Source organism: Rhodoferax sp. BLA1 (assembly GCF_013416775.1).
GTDB lineage: Bacteria > Pseudomonadota > Gammaproteobacteria > Burkholderiales > Burkholderiaceae_C > Rhodoferax.
On record NZ_SZVI01000003.1, the window covers coordinates 153267 to 168842 of the forward strand.

General features: G+C 61.2%; 16 protein-coding genes. 12 read left to right on the forward strand and 4 right to left on the reverse strand.

Translation table 11 applies throughout. The features are described from left to right. The first annotated feature begins 47 nt into the window (after positions 1-47). The 5 genes from FDG13_RS04265 (at position 48) to FDG13_RS04285 (ending at position 4883) form a co-directional block, all read left to right on the forward strand. Positions 48-1295, forward strand: a complete 1248-nt coding sequence (locus tag FDG13_RS04265) for a DEAD/DEAH box helicase (protein ID WP_180125563.1) — start codon at positions 48-50, stop codon at positions 1293-1295. Between the two features lie 45 nt (positions 1296-1340). Then, entirely contained in the window at positions 1341-1778 is a 438-nt protein-coding gene (locus FDG13_RS04270) for a hypothetical protein (protein WP_255435087.1), read from the forward strand. Between the two features lie 141 nt (positions 1779-1919). Next, positions 1920-3281: a tRNA (N6-isopentenyl adenosine(37)-C2)-methylthiotransferase MiaB gene (gene miaB / locus FDG13_RS04275; RefSeq protein WP_180125564.1), complete on the forward strand. Its 1362-nt coding sequence runs from the start codon at positions 1920-1922 to the stop codon at positions 3279-3281. A gap of 220 nt (positions 3282-3501) precedes the next feature. After that, positions 3502-4326: a hypothetical protein gene (locus FDG13_RS04280; RefSeq protein ID WP_180125565.1), complete on the forward strand. Its 825-nt coding sequence runs from the start codon at positions 3502-3504 to the stop codon at positions 4324-4326. A 122-nt stretch (positions 4327-4448) separates the two neighbouring features. Beyond that, positions 4449-4883, forward strand: coding sequence for a hypothetical protein (locus FDG13_RS04285; RefSeq protein WP_180125566.1), 435 nt, complete (start codon positions 4449-4451; stop codon positions 4881-4883). Positions 4884-4938: 55 nt separating this feature from the next. Here the strand turns inward: FDG13_RS04285 and ffh are convergent, their stop codons facing one another. Beyond that, positions 4939-6312: a signal recognition particle protein gene (gene ffh, locus FDG13_RS04290; RefSeq protein ID WP_180125567.1), complete on the reverse strand. Its 1374-nt coding sequence runs from the start codon at positions 6310-6312 to the stop codon at positions 4939-4941. A gap of 78 nt (positions 6313-6390) precedes the next feature. Between ffh and FDG13_RS04295 the strand changes: the two genes are divergently transcribed. From FDG13_RS04295 to FDG13_RS04325, 7 genes are all read left to right on the forward strand, one after another. Next, positions 6391-7197: an inner membrane protein YpjD gene (locus FDG13_RS04295; protein WP_180125568.1), complete on the forward strand. Its 807-nt coding sequence runs from the start codon at positions 6391-6393 to the stop codon at positions 7195-7197. Beyond that, positions 7194-7412 carry a PP0621 family protein gene (locus FDG13_RS04300; RefSeq protein ID WP_180125569.1) on the forward strand — a complete coding sequence of 73 codons (219 nt, stop codon included), beginning with the start codon at positions 7194-7196 and terminating at the stop codon, positions 7410-7412. Before FDG13_RS04295 ends, FDG13_RS04300 begins: the two co-directional genes overlap by 4 nt. A 102-nt stretch (positions 7413-7514) precedes the next feature. Further along, positions 7515-9119, forward strand: a complete 1605-nt coding sequence (locus FDG13_RS04305) for a PAS domain-containing sensor histidine kinase (RefSeq protein ID WP_180125570.1) — start codon at positions 7515-7517, stop codon at positions 9117-9119. Further along, complete coding sequence (locus FDG13_RS04310) at positions 9116-10600, forward strand: sigma-54 dependent transcriptional regulator (RefSeq protein WP_180125571.1); 1485 nt, start codon at positions 9116-9118, stop codon at positions 10598-10600. Before FDG13_RS04305 ends, FDG13_RS04310 begins: the two co-directional genes overlap by 4 nt. Continuing rightward, complete coding sequence (ampD, locus tag FDG13_RS04315; protein ID WP_180125572.1) at positions 10587-11195, forward strand: 1,6-anhydro-N-acetylmuramyl-L-alanine amidase AmpD; 609 nt, start codon at positions 10587-10589, stop codon at positions 11193-11195. Before FDG13_RS04310 ends, ampD begins: the two co-directional genes overlap by 14 nt. Positions 11196-11314: 119 nt before the next feature. Further along, positions 11315-11569, forward strand: coding sequence for a hypothetical protein (locus tag FDG13_RS04320; RefSeq protein WP_180125573.1), 255 nt, complete (start codon positions 11315-11317; stop codon positions 11567-11569). Between the two features lie 33 nt (positions 11570-11602). Then, complete coding sequence (locus FDG13_RS04325) at positions 11603-12172, forward strand: histone (protein WP_180125574.1); 570 nt, start codon at positions 11603-11605, stop codon at positions 12170-12172. 62 nt (positions 12173-12234) lie between these two features. Here the strand turns inward: FDG13_RS04325 and FDG13_RS04330 are convergent, their stop codons facing one another. The 3 genes from FDG13_RS04330 to accC are packed head-to-tail and all read right to left on the reverse strand — an operon-like array spanning position 12235 to position 15565. Next, complete coding sequence (locus FDG13_RS04330) at positions 12235-13281, reverse strand: zinc-ribbon and DUF3426 domain-containing protein (protein WP_180125575.1); 1047 nt, start codon at positions 13279-13281, stop codon at positions 12235-12237. Between the two features lie 34 nt (positions 13282-13315). Further along, entirely contained in the window at positions 13316-14203 is an 888-nt protein-coding gene (gene prmA, locus FDG13_RS04335) for a 50S ribosomal protein L11 methyltransferase (RefSeq protein WP_180125576.1), read from the reverse strand. A gap of 9 nt (positions 14204-14212) precedes the next feature. Continuing rightward, positions 14213-15565, reverse strand: a complete 1353-nt coding sequence (gene accC / locus FDG13_RS04340) for an acetyl-CoA carboxylase biotin carboxylase subunit (protein WP_180125577.1) — start codon at positions 15563-15565, stop codon at positions 14213-14215. Positions 15566-15576 lie beyond the last annotated feature (11 nt).

Sequence of the window (15576 nt, forward strand, 5' to 3'; positions counted from 1 at the left end):
TGCGCCATCCCTCGGCCCGCCACCCTTTTTGACTCTTTGAGCACACCATGACTTTCCCCTCCCTGGGCCTTTCGCCCGCCCTGCTGGCCGCGCTTTCCCAACTGGGCCACAGCAGCCCGACCCCGATCCAGCAAGGCGCGATTCCCCCCGCCCTGGCCGGGCAGGATGTGCTGGGCTCGGCGCAGACCGGCTCCGGCAAAACCCTGGCCTTTGCCCTGCCGCTGTTGCAGCGTTTACAAGCCAGCACGAGCCGGGTGCGCCCAGCACAGGCGCTGGTGCTGGTGCCCACGCGGGAGCTGGCGACCCAGGTCGGTGAGGTGATCCAGTCGCTGGCGCAGCATTTGCCTCAGCGGGTCAAGGTGTCGGTGTTTTTTGGCGGTGTCTCGATCAACCCACAAATGATGGGGCTGCGCGGCGGTACCGATGTGGTGGTGGCCACACCGGGTCGGCTGCTGGACCTAGTGGCCCACAACGCTCTCAAACTCGACCAGGTCAAGCTGCTGGTGCTCGACGAGGCCGACCGCATGCTCGACCTGGGTTTTGCCGAGGAACTGGCCCAACTGCTGGCCTTGTTGCCGACCCAGCGCCAGAATCTGTTCTTCTCGGCCACCTTCAGCCCAGCGGTGCAAGCCCTGGCGCACACACTGCTGCACAACGCGGTGCGGGTCGAGGTGGATGCCAGCCAACAGCAACCGGTGGAGATTGTCCAGCGCGCCATCGCCGTGGACACACCCCAACGCACCCAGCTGCTGCGCCACCTGATCAAGCAGAACAGCTGGGAGCGCACCCTGGTGTTTGTCGCCACCAAGTTTGCCGCCGAGATCGTGGCCGACAAGTTACGCAAGGGCGGGCTGACCGCCGAGCCCTTCCATGGTGAATTGAGCCAGGGCAAACGCAGCCAGGTGCTGACCGACTTCAAGGCCGAGCGCCTGCAAGTGGTGGTGGCCACCGATGTGGCTGCGCGTGGGCTCGACATTGTGGGCCTGCCGGTGGTGGTGAACTATGACCTGCCGCGTTCGACCCAGGACTACACCCACCGCATTGGCCGCACCGGCCGCGCCGGTGAGCCCGGGCTGGCCCTGAGTTTTGTTTGCGCCGAATCCAGTGCGCACTGGCGTCTGATCCAGAAACGCAACCAGTTGACCGTGACGCTGGAAAGCGAGCCCGGCTTTGAGGCGCAAGAAGTTGCCCCACCCGAATCGAGCGCGCCCGAAGCCCCGGGCAATGGTGGCATCAAGGGCAAACGCCCGAGCAAGAAGGACAAGTTACGCGCTGCCGCCGGGTCGGGAAAGTGACCCATTAAAATCCGTGCTTTCTTTCACAGCCTCTGGATGTACACCATGAAACGCTGGCTTCTGCAGTTCAAAACCCCCTTGCTGGTCCTGGCCTTGTGCCTGATGGGCGCCGCCTGCCTGCTGCCCGGTGTGGCCGAGGCGCAGGGCCTGGCGAAGCGCGATTTCCCACCCAAGGCATTGCGGGGTTTGCTGGAGGTCACCGCGCCGCCGAACATCCTGCTTGACCGCAAACCGCGACGCCTGTCCCCCGGCGCACGCATCAAGGACACCAAAAACCTGATCGTGATGTCGGCCAGCCTGGTCGGCAAAGAGCTGCTGGTGAACTACGTGGCTGACCCGCAGGGCCTGATCCACGAGGTGTGGATCCTGACGCCGACCGAGGTCCAACAAAAACGTGCCGGTCTGGAGACCCTGACCAACATCCGCTTCGGATCGGACCTGGACCGCACGGCCCGCCATCCCGAGCCAGCGGCCAGCCAGTAGCCACACTGCGGCCAGGTCCAGGCACACCACGCCAGCATCTGGCGCCCGGCCTTTTATTTCATTGGCCAAATTGGCCTCTAGCCCTTATGCAATAAGGGCTTACAGCTACAAACAACATAGTTTTTCCCGGATACCCGAACCATGAGCAAAAAAGTCTTTATCAAAACCTACGGCTGCCAGATGAACGAGTACGACTCGGACAAGATGAGCGACGTGCTGGGTGCCGCGCAAGGTTACGAGCCCACCGACAACGTCGAGGAAGCCGATCTGATCCTGTTCAACACCTGCTCGGTGCGCGAAAAAGCGCAGGAGAAAGTCTTTTCCGACCTGGGCCGGGTCAAACACCTCAAGAAAAAAGGCGCGCTGATTGGGGTCGGCGGCTGTGTCGCCAGCCAGGAAGGCGAAGCCATCATCGCGCGCGCACCCTATGTGGACGTGGTGTTTGGCCCGCAGACGCTGCACCGACTGCCGCAGATGCTTGACGAGCGCGCCCGCCTGAACCGCTCGCAGGTGGACATCAGCTTTCCCGAGATCGAGAAGTTTGACCACATGCCCGCCGCCCGGGTGGACGGCGCCAGCGCCTTTGTGAGCATCATGGAAGGCTGCTCCAAATACTGCAGTTACTGCGTGGTGCCCTACACCCGGGGTGAAGAAGTGCACCGCCCATTTGAGGACGTGCTGGTGGAAGTGGCTGGCTTGGCCGACCAGGGCGTCAAAGAAATCACCCTGCTCGGCCAGAACGTCAACGCCTGGCGCGCCAAGATGATTAGCAACGCGGGCGTTGCGGGCGACACCGGCGAGATGGCCGACTTTGCCACCCTGCTCGAATACGTGTCCGACATCCCCGGCATCGAGCGCATCCGTTATGTCACCAGCCACCCCAACGAGTTCACCCCGGCGCTGATTGCCGCCTACGACAAGTTGCCCAAACTGGTCAGCCACCTGCACCTGCCGGTGCAACACGGCTCCGACCGCATCCTGATGGCGATGAAACGTGGCTACACCGCCATGGAGTACAAAAGCACGGTGCGCAAGCTGCGCGCGATCCGCCCCAACATGGCGCTCAGTTCCGACTTCATCGTCGGTTTTCCGGGTGAGACCGAGGAAGACCACAGCAAACTCATGAAGCTGATGGACGACATCGGTTTTGACAACAGTTTCAGCTTCATCTTCAGCCCACGTCCGGGCACACCGGCTGCCAACCTGGCTGACGACACCCCGCACGACGTGAAACTGCGTCGCCTGCAACAGGTGCAGGCCAACATCAACAACAACATGGCGCGCATCAGCGCCAGCCTGGTCGGCACCACACAACGCCTGCTGGTGGAAGGCGCGTCCAAACGCGACGGTGGCGAGCTGATGGGCCGCACCGAATGCAACCGCGTGGTCAATTTTGTCGGCCAACCACGGCTGGTTGGCCAGATGGTGGATGTGGCCATCACCGAAACGCGCACCTACACCCTGCGCGGTGACGTGTTGACCAGCGAGTCCGCGACCGCCTGATTGCTATCTAAACTGGAGCTTCTTGCCCAATATACAAAAGGGCTAGAAGCCTGTTTTCCGTAAATCCCGGGCAACACGCCCTGGGTCCTTGTGTACCAGCCGCAACAGGCTGTGAGGGCCGCCCACCCCCAACACGACACGACCCAAGACAGGGCACGCCACCCTCGCTAGAATTTGCGGTACCCCCCTTCCTCTGGCTTGCTGATGAAACACTGGCGTCATGCATAGGACCTCACACCGTCTGCATCGGCTTGCTTTGCTTGCCACGGCGACGGCTTGCCTGTGTGGCCTGACCCTACCAGTCGGCGCCGGGCCGATTGTTTTGCAAGACGGCAAAGCACCCGCAGATGCGATGGTCGACACCAGCAAGCTGGTGACGCTGGAGCACCAGGACACTCTCCCAGTTGATGAGCTCATCCAATGGGACAAGCCAGCCGCAACCGCCCCCCAAGGCCGAGCCTCATCGGCCGCCGCAGCCCAAGCCACGGCCTCCTCCCCAGCCAAACCAGCGCAAGCAGCGGCCAGCGCAGCCACAGCGGTTGCAAGCACGCAACCCACCGTGGGCGACGAGCTGCGCAAAAACATCAAGGAGAGCGTGCGCCCGGTGTATGAGCAACTGCTTGACTCCGGTGCCATCGATGCCGTGCACGATGTGAAAGAAAGTCTTGGGCTCAACAAAGGCCAGTGGAACGACCAAACCCAGGCCGGCGGTCAACCCAAGGCGACCAACCAATGGGACACCCCCGGGGCCAACCTGCCCCCCAGAACCGCTGCCCAGGCGCAAATGGACCGTGAACTGGCCGGCATGATGCGCGAGAAACTGATTGACCAGATCACTCCTTGGGTGATTGGGCTGGTGGGCCTGTACATCGTGGCTTATCTGGCCAAGCTGCTGTACGGTTATGTGCGCTGGAGGTCGGCCCGCCGCTTGGAACAACGCATCAGTCGCGCCAAACGCCATGCCGCGCGCAGCCAACACAGCGCCCGCGTCCCTAGCAATCCCCCCACCCACCAGGCACCGCTGGAGCCCGACAAGCCGGTTTGACTCTGCTGTCCTCGCCTGCGACGCTGGCCCAGAAGGTGCAGCGGTTTTCCTTGATCCAACACAGGTTCGACGGCCAGAATCAGGGTCAAAATGGCGCCCGATTGACACTCAGGAGCCCCGACATGAGCCCAACGGACTCGCAACTTGCCGCCTTCAAAGCCATCCGACAAGAAGCCCAAAGCCTGATGCGGACCCGCCTGACCAGCGAGGTGCGCGACAGCCTGGAGCGCATCCTTCACGTCACCCGCGTCCAGATCAACGCTGGCAATGCCGCGCTGCAAGCGCAGGCGTCGCAGGACGACAACATTCCACCCAAACCCCAGGGACTGCAGGAGCGGCTGAGTCAGACGCCTTCGGAGAAACGATCCAGAATCATCTGGGTAGTGGTGATCGCGCTGTGGGTGGTGGTGGGGTACATCGGCAGCCAGAACATCAAACAAATCCTGCAGCTGCCGCCCAAGACCGCGCAGGCGGCAGAAGCTGAACCCGCTGTCGAGGTGTCAGCCACTACCGCTGCGGAACCAGCCCCAGAATCCGCCCAAAAGACATCAAAATAAGTAGCAACCAGCCCTTATCCAATAAGGGCTAGAGGCCTAAAAGCCTCTAATTTGGTTAAAACGGCATTTTCGGCATGCCACCCATGCCTTTCATGCCACCCAGGCGCTTCATCATTTTCATCATGCCGCCGCCCTTCATCTTTTTCATCATGTCCTGCATCTGCTCAAACTCCTTGAGCATGCGGTTGACTTCCTGCACCTGAACGCCCGCACCGGCGGCAATACGGCGCTTGCGGGTGGCTTTGATCAGCTCGGGTTTGCGCCGCTCCAGCGGCGTCATGCTGTGGATGATGCCTTCCTTGCGTTTGATGTCTTTTTCAACCCGGCCCATGTCGACCTGGCCCGCTTTGGCCGCCATCGCAGTGGGCAATTTGTCCATCAGGCTGGACAGCCCCCCCATCTGTTTCATCTGCTGAATCTGGCTCAGAAAGTCGTTGAGGTCAAACGCCGCACCACTTTTGACCTTGGCCGCCAGCTTTTGTGCGCTGGCCATGTCCACCCCGGCGGTGACCTGCTCAACCAGGGCCAGGATGTCGCCCATGCCGAGCACCCGGCCAGCGTGGCGTTCGGCATCAAACACCTCCAGGCCATCGAGTTTTTCACTGGTGCCGGCAAACTTGATCGGCGCGCCGGTGATCTGCCGCACCGAAAGTGCCGCACCGCCACGTGAATCACCGTCGAGTTTGGTCAGGACAATGCCGGTCAGCGGCAGCGCCTCCTTGAACGCCTTGGCGGTGTTGATCGCGTCCTGGCCCTGCATGGCGTCCACCACAAACAGGGTTTCCACCGGGTGGATGGCCGCGTGTAACTCGCGGATTTCGCGCATCAAGGCCTCGTCAATCGCCAGGCGGCCAGCGGTGTCAACCAGCAGCACGTCGAAGAAGTGTTTTTTGGCGTAGTCGAGTGCGGCCAGGGCGATGTCGACTGGCTTCTGGTCGGGCGTGCTGAGGAACCATTCGGCACCGGCCTGTTTGGTCACGGTCTTGAGCTGTTCAATGGCCGCCGGGCGGTACACGTCACCGGACACCGTCAGCACTTTCTTGCCACGTTTTTCCATCAGGTGTTTGGCCAGCTTGGCGGTGGTGGTGGTTTTACCCGCACCCTGCAGGCCAGCCATCAGGATCACCGCTGGCGGTTGTGCCGCCAGGTTGATGTCGGCCACACCGTCACCCATGGTGGCGGCCAATTCCTTGTTGACGATGCTCACCAGCGCCTGGCCAGGGGTGAGCGAACCCAACACCTCCTGGCCCAGCGCCTTCTCCTTGACCCGGGCAATGAAGTCGCGCACCACCGGCAAGGCCACGTCGGCCTCGAGCAGGGCCATGCGCACTTCGCGCAGCATGTCAGACACATTGGTCTCGGTGATGCGGGCCTGTCCGCGTATTTCCTTGACCAGGCGGGAGAGTTTGTCGGTGAGTGCTGAAGCCATAGGGGTGAATCCGACAAGCGGAACCTGAGTTGGCGCCATCAGGGGAAATGGCGGGTGACAAAACGCTAAACTGTAGCCATGATTTTACCCAGTGCTTCTCCTCTGACGTGGACACTGTCGCTGGCGGCGGCTGCAGCCTATGCGGTGTCTGCCACGGGCTCCTCACGCGCCAACCAGACCTTGCCACGCATCACCGTGTGGCTGGCCTGGACTTTGCACGGCTGTTTGCTCGCCTGGGGCCTGTGGGGCGGTGAGCGTCCGCTGTTTGGTTTTGCACCAGCCTTGTCGATCACCGCGTGGCTGGTCGGGCTGGTCTATGCCGTTGAAAACGTGGTGTTTCCGCAGCTCAAAACACCCTGGATGTTGTCGGGCGGGGGGGCGGCGGCGGTGTTGCTGACACTGGTGTTCCCGGGTGAGCCACTCAGTGCCCATCTGTCAGCCTGGCTGCCCTTGCATTGGGCGCTGGGCATCGCCTCGTATGGCCTGTTTGCAGTGGCGGTGATCCATGCCTGGATGATGACGCGTGCCGAGGCCCGCATCCGCAGTGCCTCTGGTGGTTTTGACGGCATGCCCTTGCTGACCATGGAGCGCCTCACCTTCCGTTTTGTGAATGTGGGTTTTGTGCTGCTGTCGGCCACCCTGATTGCCGGTTTTTTCTTTGGCTCACACCTGTACGGCAGCGCCCACGCGCTCAAGTGGGACCACAAAGCGATTTTTTCGGTCTTGTCCTGGTTGACCTTTGGTGTGTTGCTGATCGGGCGCGCGCGCTTTGGCTGGCGGGGTCGCAAGGCGGTGCGGGTGTTGTATGTCGGCTCAGGTTTGCTGCTGCTGGCCTATGTGGGTTCGCGCTTTGTGCTTGAGGTGATGCTGGAGCGCGCCTTGTGAAAGCGCTGCTGTTGCTGGCCGTGCTGCTGGCAGGCATCTGGCTTTGGCGCCAACGCGGCGCAGCGGCCAAACCGCCCCAGCCAACCAAGACGCCCATACAGCAGGACATGCTGCGCTGCCAGCAATGTGGCATGCACATTCCCAGCAATGAAGCCATCGACGGCCAGCTGGGCAGCTACTGCTGTGCAGAACATCTGCACCTGTCCGAACCCTGACCTGCACACCTGCCAGTGACGCCCCTCTGGCTCCCTGTTTCACCTGCCGCCGATTCAGGCGCAGACCACCCGCAGGAATTCGAGCGTTTGTGGCGTGGGTTCATGACCGCTCGGGCCACCCTGGGTGGGGTGCTGGTGGTTTTCCAAGGCGGCGTTTTGGTGCTGCTGCCGCAGTCCGGCAGCACGCTGCTGTGGATTTGTCTGGCCTATTTTGCTGCCGCCCTGACGGTGCGCTTGACCACCCGTCCGCAACAATTGCAACCGGTGCTGGACGCACAATGGCTGCGCACCGTGGGGGTGGATGTGCTGGCCTTTGCCACCTTGCAGATGTTGCAGGGTGGAGCCATCAATTACGCCCCCTTGTTTGCCTTGCCGGTGTTGATGGTCAGCGTGCTGGGCTCGATGTTGCTGGCCATGGCCACGGCAGCTTGCATCACCTTGCTGCTGTTTGCCCATGCGTTTTGGTTGTTGATTCAGAACACAGGGGATGTTGGAACGATTTTTTTGCAGGCAGCCCTCACTGGTGCTGGTTGTTTTGCCATTTCTTTTATAGCAAACCAACTCGCCACCCGGCTCGCCAGTGTCGAGCTGCGGGCGCAGCGCAACCAACTGGCCGCGACGGAACAGCGCCAGGTGAACGAGCTGGTGATCCGATCGCTGACAGAAGGTGTGCTGGTGGTGGACGAACATGGCAAAGTGCGCTCGGCCAACCCGGCGGCCCGCCTGCTGCTCGGCACCCAGGCCCCGACCAGTGAACTCGACTTGGGCCGCTATCCGGGCGCGCAGGCGCTGATGCAGCTGATCGAGACCAGTTTTGTCAACCAGGCGCCGCAGCAGGGTGACATCAGCCTACGCCAACCCGGGCACAGCACACGCAGACTGCGGATACGCACCCAGCTCACAGACAGCTCGCAGGACCGCGCCAAGGGCCTGTGTGTGGTGTTTTTGCAAGACCAGCGCGAGGTGCAGGCGCGCATCCGCGCCGAAAAGCTGGCTGGCATGGGCCGGATGTCGGCAGCAGTGGCGCATGAAATACGCAACCCCCTGGCCGCCATCACCCAAGCCAACGCGCTGCTGGCCGAGGACCTGAGCGACCCAGCGCAGCAGCGCCTGGCACAGATGGTGGGGCAAAACGCCTTGCGACTGGAAAACATCGTCCAGGATGTGCTGCACCTGACCCATGCGGGTGCGTCAGGTGGCGACGATTCGGCGCAGCCGCTGGACCTGTGCGAGAGTACCGAACGGATCTGCCGCGACTGGCGCAGCCAGCACGCGGTGACGGCCCCGTTGGTGGTGCGTCTGCCGACGGACCTGCCCAAGGTCTGGTTTGACGTCGAGCATTTGCGTCGCGTGCTGATCAACCTGCTGGACAACGGACTGCGCTACGCCAGCCACCAGCCCGCCAGCATGCAGGTGACAGTGGGGCTGACAGAGCCCGGTTCGCCGCAACGCGGGGTGACACTTCGGGTATGGAGTGATGGTGCTGCGCTGGACAGCTCGATGGAGCAGCATTTGTTTGAACCCTTTTTTTCAACCGAGAGCCGCTCCAGCGGCCTGGGGTTGTACATTTGCCGCGAGCTGTGCGAAAGTCATGGCGCAAGCATTTCTTACGAACGCAGTGAAAGACAATTGGCCCACCAGCACCACCCCGGCAATGAATTCAGTGTCACCTTCAAGCTGGCACCCAGCAACTTCAGCACACCATGACCACCTCTGTCAGTCCGGCCCACATTCTGGTGGTTGATGACGAGCCCGACCTGCGCACGTTGTACGAGTTGACGCTGCTGCGTGAAGGGCATCGGGTGGACACCGCCGACAACCTGCAACAGGCGCGTGCGCTGCTGGCAACACAGCACTTTGATGTGGTGATCACCGACATGCGCCTGCCCGACGGGCTGGGCATGTCACTGTTGCACCACATCAAAACGCAGGGACGCGAGGAGCGCAGCATTGTCATCACCGCTTACGGCTCAGCACAAAACGCGGTGGAGGCGCTCAAGGCCGGGGCTTTTGATTACCTGACCAAACCGGTGGACCTGAAACAGTTTCGCGCGGTGGTGGCGTCTGCCGTGCGTAGTGTGGCGCCCGCTGTCACGGCGGAGCCCGCCCTCACCAACAAATCGGCACCGGGCACGGTAGCCGGGGCCTTGGGCCAGCGTGCGCTGGACCGGCTGATTGGGCAGTCGGACTGCATGCAGCAGATCAAGGCCCGCATCCTGAAAGTGGCCACCAGCATGGCACCGGTGATGGTGACTGGTGAGTCGGGCACCGGCAAAGAGCTGGTGGCCTATGCCATCCACGCCAACAGCCACCGCGCCAAAGGACCGTGGGTCGCGGTGAACTGCGGTGCCATCCCCGAGACCCTGCTGGAGGCCGAATTTTTTGGTGCCCGCAAAGGCGCCTACACCGGGGCCACCCAAGACCGCGAAGGCTTCTTCCAGGCAGCCCGTGGCGGCACCTTGTTTCTTGACGAGATTGGTGACCTGCCACTGCCGATGCAGTCCAAACTGCTGCGTGCGATTCAAGAGCGGCGTATTCGTCCGCTGGGTTCCAACCAGGAAGAGGTGGTGGACGTGCGCATTGTCAGCGCCACCCACAAACATCTGGCGCAGGAGGTTCAGAACGGGAGCTTCCGGCAGGATCTGTTTTTCCGACTCAATGTGATCGACCTGGTGATCGCGCCGCTGCGTGAGCGTGCGCAGGACCTGCCCGACCTGTGCCAGGCCTTGCTGACACGGATTGCACAAGAGTCGGACATGCCCACACCCGTTCTGTCCAACGAAATGCTGCGCGAGCTCTCAAGCCTGCCTTTGCCGGGCAATGTGCGGGAGCTGGAGAACCTGCTGTACCGTGCGGTCGCCTTGGGTGATGGTCAGACCTTGCAGCTGGATCGGCCGATGCAGTTTTCACCCGCCGTCAATGACTCAACGCTGGATGCCCCCGAGTTTGATCTGCCACCATCGGACCGGCCTGAGCCGGGCACCTATGATCAACGCACCGATGACCTGCAAACCCAACTGGACATGCTTGAGCGTGCGTTGCTGGTGCAGGCGCTGCAAGCCACACAGTTCAATCGCACCGCAGCAGCAGCGCGACTGGGTCTGAATCTGCGGCAAATACGTTACCGCATGGCACGACTCAAAATAGACGCACCAAGCAACGACGAGCGCGCGGATGACAGCCTCTGAGCCCGTACTGACCCAGCCTGATGACAGCTTGTGGCGCGATGGTTGGTACCGTTTTGCCGCACACCAGCCTTCCCCCAACTACGGCCCGCGCCCGAGCGGCAGCTGCATCGATCTGATTGTGTTGCACTCCATCAGCCTGCCACCAGGTCAGTATGGTGGTGATGAAGTGCAGCAGCTGTTCACCAACCAGCTGGACTGGCAGGCACACCCTTATTTTGAGAGCATCCGCGGGCTCACGGTGTCGTCCCATTTTTTTATCCGGCGTGATGGTGAACTCTGGCAATTTGTCAGTTGTGATGACCGCGCTTGGCATGCCGGTCTCTCCAGTTACCGAGGGCGCAGCAACTGCAATAACGACAGCATCGGCATCGAACTCGAAGGGCTGGAAGGTGCGTGTTTTGAAGCCGCACAATACGCCACGCTGGCGGCTGTGTGTGCCAGCATCCTGCAGCATTACCCCGTCCACCATCTGGCTGGGCACGAACACATTGCACCGGGACGCAAAGGCGACCCCGGCCCCGGCTTTGACTGGCGACATCTGCAAAAAACACTGGCCCTGCATTCGAGTTATTTGCCACAGGGGCTTCAGGGCTGAAGCACCCTTCCGGTCAAGCTGTGCTGATGCGCAACAATGTCAACTTCCTGACAGTTTGATACCTGAATTTCTTTCCATTTGCCGTGTCAGCTCTCATAATTCACGGATTGGAAATGACTATGCTGCTCTGGGACAAAAAAGTTTTACACCCCGCCAGTTTGCTTTCGCTTTTGGACCTGCCAATGTCGCCTGTGGCAGCACGTCTTCTGGCACCCTTTGTCGCCTTGCCCACCGGCGCAAGCACCGCCAAAACCCAACCCGATTTCACAACACAGGCGTGCGAGACTCTCGCACCATGGGCTTGTGCACACCTATTCACGGCGCTGGGCTTTACCCAGCCAGATGAATCGCTTTATGCCCAATCATTGGCATAAAGTGTCCTTTGCATCTCGACCAAGGAGAAGACGATGGCAACTGCAAAAAAAGCACCCGTAAAGAAAGCTGCTCCAGCAGCCAAGGCCATCGCGGCCAAGGCACCTGAGGCAATCAAAAAAGCTGCGCCGGCCAAAGCCGCCGTAGCCAGCAAGAAGGTCGCACCAGCGACCAAAACCGCTGCACCGGCCAAGAAAGTAGCCGCAGCGCCCAAGCCTGCTGCAGCCGCCAAGAAGGCCGCCACCCCCGCCAAAAAAGTGGCGCCTGTCGCCAAAGCCGCTCCGGCCAAGAAAGCCGCTCCAGCCAAAAAAGTAGCCGTCGCACCTGCAGCCGTCAAAAAGGCAGCGCCCAGCAAAAAAGCTGCGGCCCCCGCCAAAGTGGTCGCTCCCGCCAAGAAAGCCGTGCCAACCAAAAAGGCAAGCGTTGCAGCGCCACCCGCAACGGCCAAAAAGCCAGCTCCGAGCAAAAAAGCGGCTGCACCGGCCAGAGCCGCTGCACCTGCTGCCAAAGCGACCAAAGCCAGCGCCAGCAAACCCGCTGCTGCCTCAAAAACCAAGCTCAATCCGCAAGCAGCCTGGCCTTTTCCGACAGGCAAGAAGCCCTGAGTGGTGTGAGCGCGATCCAGCCCAGCCTGCAGCCTTCTGGCTGCAGGCTTTTTTTGTGTTGATCAGGGGTAAAAAGCCAGTAAACGGTAACCCACCACTGCTGGTGCAGAAGTCTCGATTTGGAGACGCAGGTTGACCCGTACCGGCCACTCGGCGTGGGCGGTCAAATGGTCGGCAGTCGCGTCAAGCTCAGCTGGCGACAACACCCGGCGCACCACCGCTTGCTCTTGCGCGTCGGTCAGCGTCAACTCGACACTGGGCATGGACAGCCTCAAGTCAGAGGTGTTTTTGAGGATAAAACTCAAGCGGTAGTGGTCTGACGCCCCTTGGCTGAACGCCGCCGAGTCAATGGCCATCGACTCAATCTGCGCCAATGGCTCCACCGAACAATGCAAGAGCTTGCAGACCGATTCCAGCGCGGGTTGCCAAGGAGGTCGCGCTGCAGCCAGCCGATCATGGTCCTGATACACCCATTGACCAGCCAACACCAGCAGCAGCAAACCACCCAGTCCAGCCCACACAGCACGCGCCCCAGCGCGAGCTCGCACAGAGGGTTGGGCGGCATCACGCATGAAGGACGGCGGCAAGACAGGGTCCGCCGTGGCCTGTACCATTGAATCATCTGGCGGCGTCTGAGCCTCTGGAACCAGCCCGGCGGCATCCGGGCTTGAGCTTGCTTCCTCAAGCATGACCACACTGTCAGAAGACACCTCCACTTGCGCAGTCATCAGCGCGCCATCGTCTTGTGAGGCCGAGGCGTCCAGATTGCCAAGCATGCTTGCTTGATCCATGGCCAGACCGGTGCCTGACTCTGGCTCCGACTCAGGTTCAGGTTCAGGTTCAGAGAGATCGTGGGGCAGCTCCTGGTCTTGTTCGCCCCCTTGCTCCAAAACGCCTTGCGCCGGTGCTTCTAGCGACAGGTCTACGGGCGCCGAAGCCGCGTCGTTTACCCGAAGCTCGGGCTCGGTGGAAGCCTCCATCAGATGTTGGGTGGCGTCAAAAATCTCGCCACATTGACCACACTTGACCCAGCCTTGAGAAATTCGCAGCTGATCTGGCACCACCTTGTACAAGGTGGTGCAGGCCGGGCAACGTGTCAGAAGGCTCATGAACGGTGAGGATAGTGACCGTTGCGCCAGGCTGTCAACGCGCGGCGGTCATCAGTATCCAGCCATCCTCTTGGTCCGCCACTTGCAGGGCGCAATAAGGCGCATAGGCGGCCTTGAGCTCATCCGCCTGGCGTTCCAGAATACCGGCCAGCACCAGGTGCCCGCCTTCAGCCACGCGCGACCACAACAGCGGCGCCAGCACTTTCAAGGGTGTTGCCAAGATGTTGGCTAACACCGTCTGGTACGTGTCCGAGACCATCTCCGGCAGACCGGCACGCAAGCTGACCTGGTTGGCCTGTGCGTTCAAATCCGTGGCATCAACCGCCGCCGTGTCAATGTCGACCGCATCCACGTCTGTGGCACCGAATTTGGCCGCACCCACGGCCAAGATGCCGGACCCACAGCCGTAATCCAGCACCCGGGACAAAGCACTGCTATTGCCATGGCGTGCAATCCAGCGCAGACACATCCGGGTGGTGGGGTGTGTACCGGTGCCAAATGCCAAGCCGGGGTCCAGCCGGATCACCACCCGCGCCTGTGCAGGCGGTTCGTGCCAGGTCGGGACAATCCAGAACTCAGGGGTGATCTCCACCGGCGCAAACTGGGACTGGGTCAACCGGACCCAGTCTTGTTCGGGAACATGATCGATGCCCAGCAGCTCACAACCCACAAAAAAGTCCTGGGCCTGCAAAAGTTGCAAGGCGCTTTGTGCCTGAGCCTGCTCATGAAACAACGCCAACACCCGTGACCGCTGCCAACCGTCTTTGGGTGGCGGCATGCCGGGCTCACCAAACAAGGCCTGTTCGGCATCCGTCTGCGCGTCCGCATCCTCCACACTGACACTCAGGGCGTCAAGTGCATCGAGTGCGTCACTCAGCAGCTCAACCCGATCTTCCGGGCACATCAATCGCAACTCAAACATGCACAACCTTCATTTGCGGGCGTGATCGGCCAACCAACCTTCGAGGTAGTGGATGTTGGTACTGCCCTCCATGAACTTGGCATCCACCATCAACTCACGATGCAAGGCAATGTTGGTGTTGATACCTTCCACCACCGTCTCACCCAGTGCCGTGCGCATGCGTGCCAGTGCCTGTTCACGGGTGTCACCATGGGCAATCACCTTGCCAATCATCGAGTCGTAATTTGGTGGCACAAAATAATTGGTGTACACATGGGAATCGACCCGGATGCCCGGGCCACCGGGCGGGTGCCACATGCTGATGCGTCCCGGTGACGGCATGAAGTTGTAGGAATCCTCTGCATTCAAACGGCACTCGATGGCATGGCCCCGAATCTGGATCTGGCGCTGGGTGAACGGCAGTTTCTCACCAGCGGCCACCATGATCTGGGTGCGCACAATGTCCACACCGGTGGTCATCTCCGTGACCGGGTGCTCCACCTGAACACGGGTGTTCATCTCGATGAAGTAAAACTCACCGTCCTCGTACAGAAACTCAAACGTGCCAGCGCCACGGTAACCAATGCGTTTGCAGGCCGCCACACAACGTTCACCAATGCGTTCGATGACCTTGCGCGGGATGCCCGGCGCGGGTGCCTCTTCAATCACTTTTTGGTGGCGCCGCTGCATCGAGCAATCGCGCTCACCCAGGTACACCGCATTTTTGTACTTGTCGGCAATGATCTGGATTTCGATGTGACGCGGGTTCTGCAGGTATTTCTCCATGTAGACCGCCGCGTTATTGAAGGCCGCTCCGGCCTCGGCCTTGGTCATCTGCACCGCGTTGACCAGGGCGGCCTCGGTGTGCACCACCCGCATGCCGCGCCCACCACCGCCTCCGGCGGCCTTGATGATCACCGGATAACCGATGGTTTTGGCCATGCGTTTGATCTGCACCGGATCGTCCGGCAACTCGCCTTCCGAGCCCGGCACACAAGGCACACCCGCCTTGATCATGGCCTGCTTGGCAGAAACCTTGTCGCCCATGATTCGGATGGACTCCGGCGTAGGCCCGATGAACTGGAAGCCACTGCGCTCCACACGTTCAGCAAAGTCGGCGTTTTCGCTCAGGAACCCGTAACCCGGGTGGATGGCCTCTGCATCAGTCACCTCGGCGGCAGAAATGATGGCGGGCATGTTCAGATAACTCAGGCCCGATTGCGCTGGCCCGATACAAACAGCCTCCTCGGCCAGTTTGACATACTTGGCTTCGCGATCCGCCTCCGAATACACCATGACCGCCTTGATGCCCATCTCTCGACAGGCGCGCTGAATCCGCAAGGCGATTTCGCCACGATTGGCGATCAGAATTTTTTTAAACATGGGTGACGCCC

Coding starts and splice junctions, on each gene's coding strand:
- prmA (WP_180125576.1), bottom strand. CDS start 14,203: ATGTTTGAGTTGCGATTGATGTGCCCGGAAGATCGGGTTGAGCTGCTG.
- miaB (WP_180125564.1), top strand. CDS start 1,920: ATGAGCAAAAAAGTCTTTATCAAAACCTACGGCTGCCAGATGAACGAG.
- FDG13_RS04320 (WP_180125573.1), top strand. CDS start 11,315: ATGCTGCTCTGGGACAAAAAAGTTTTACACCCCGCCAGTTTGCTTTCG.
- FDG13_RS04325 (WP_180125574.1), top strand. CDS start 11,603: ATGGCAACTGCAAAAAAAGCACCCGTAAAGAAAGCTGCTCCAGCAGCC.
- FDG13_RS04295 (WP_180125568.1), top strand. CDS start 6,391: ATGATTTTACCCAGTGCTTCTCCTCTGACGTGGACACTGTCGCTGGCG.
- ampD (WP_180125572.1), top strand. CDS start 10,587: ATGACAGCCTCTGAGCCCGTACTGACCCAGCCTGATGACAGCTTGTGG.
- ffh (WP_180125567.1), bottom strand. CDS start 6,312: ATGGCTTCAGCACTCACCGACAAACTCTCCCGCCTGGTCAAGGAAATA.
- FDG13_RS04265 (WP_180125563.1), top strand. CDS start 48: ATGACTTTCCCCTCCCTGGGCCTTTCGCCCGCCCTGCTGGCCGCGCTT.
- FDG13_RS04270 (WP_255435087.1), top strand. CDS start 1,341: ATGAAACGCTGGCTTCTGCAGTTCAAAACCCCCTTGCTGGTCCTGGCC.
- FDG13_RS04305 (WP_180125570.1), top strand. CDS start 7,515: ATGACCGCTCGGGCCACCCTGGGTGGGGTGCTGGTGGTTTTCCAAGGC.
- FDG13_RS04285 (WP_180125566.1), top strand. CDS start 4,449: ATGAGCCCAACGGACTCGCAACTTGCCGCCTTCAAAGCCATCCGACAA.
- accC (WP_180125577.1), bottom strand. CDS start 15,565: ATGTTTAAAAAAATTCTGATCGCCAATCGTGGCGAAATCGCCTTGCGG.
- FDG13_RS04310 (WP_180125571.1), top strand. CDS start 9,116: ATGACCACCTCTGTCAGTCCGGCCCACATTCTGGTGGTTGATGACGAG.
- FDG13_RS04280 (WP_180125565.1), top strand. CDS start 3,502: ATGCATAGGACCTCACACCGTCTGCATCGGCTTGCTTTGCTTGCCACG.
- FDG13_RS04330 (WP_180125575.1), bottom strand. CDS start 13,281: ATGAGCCTTCTGACACGTTGCCCGGCCTGCACCACCTTGTACAAGGTG.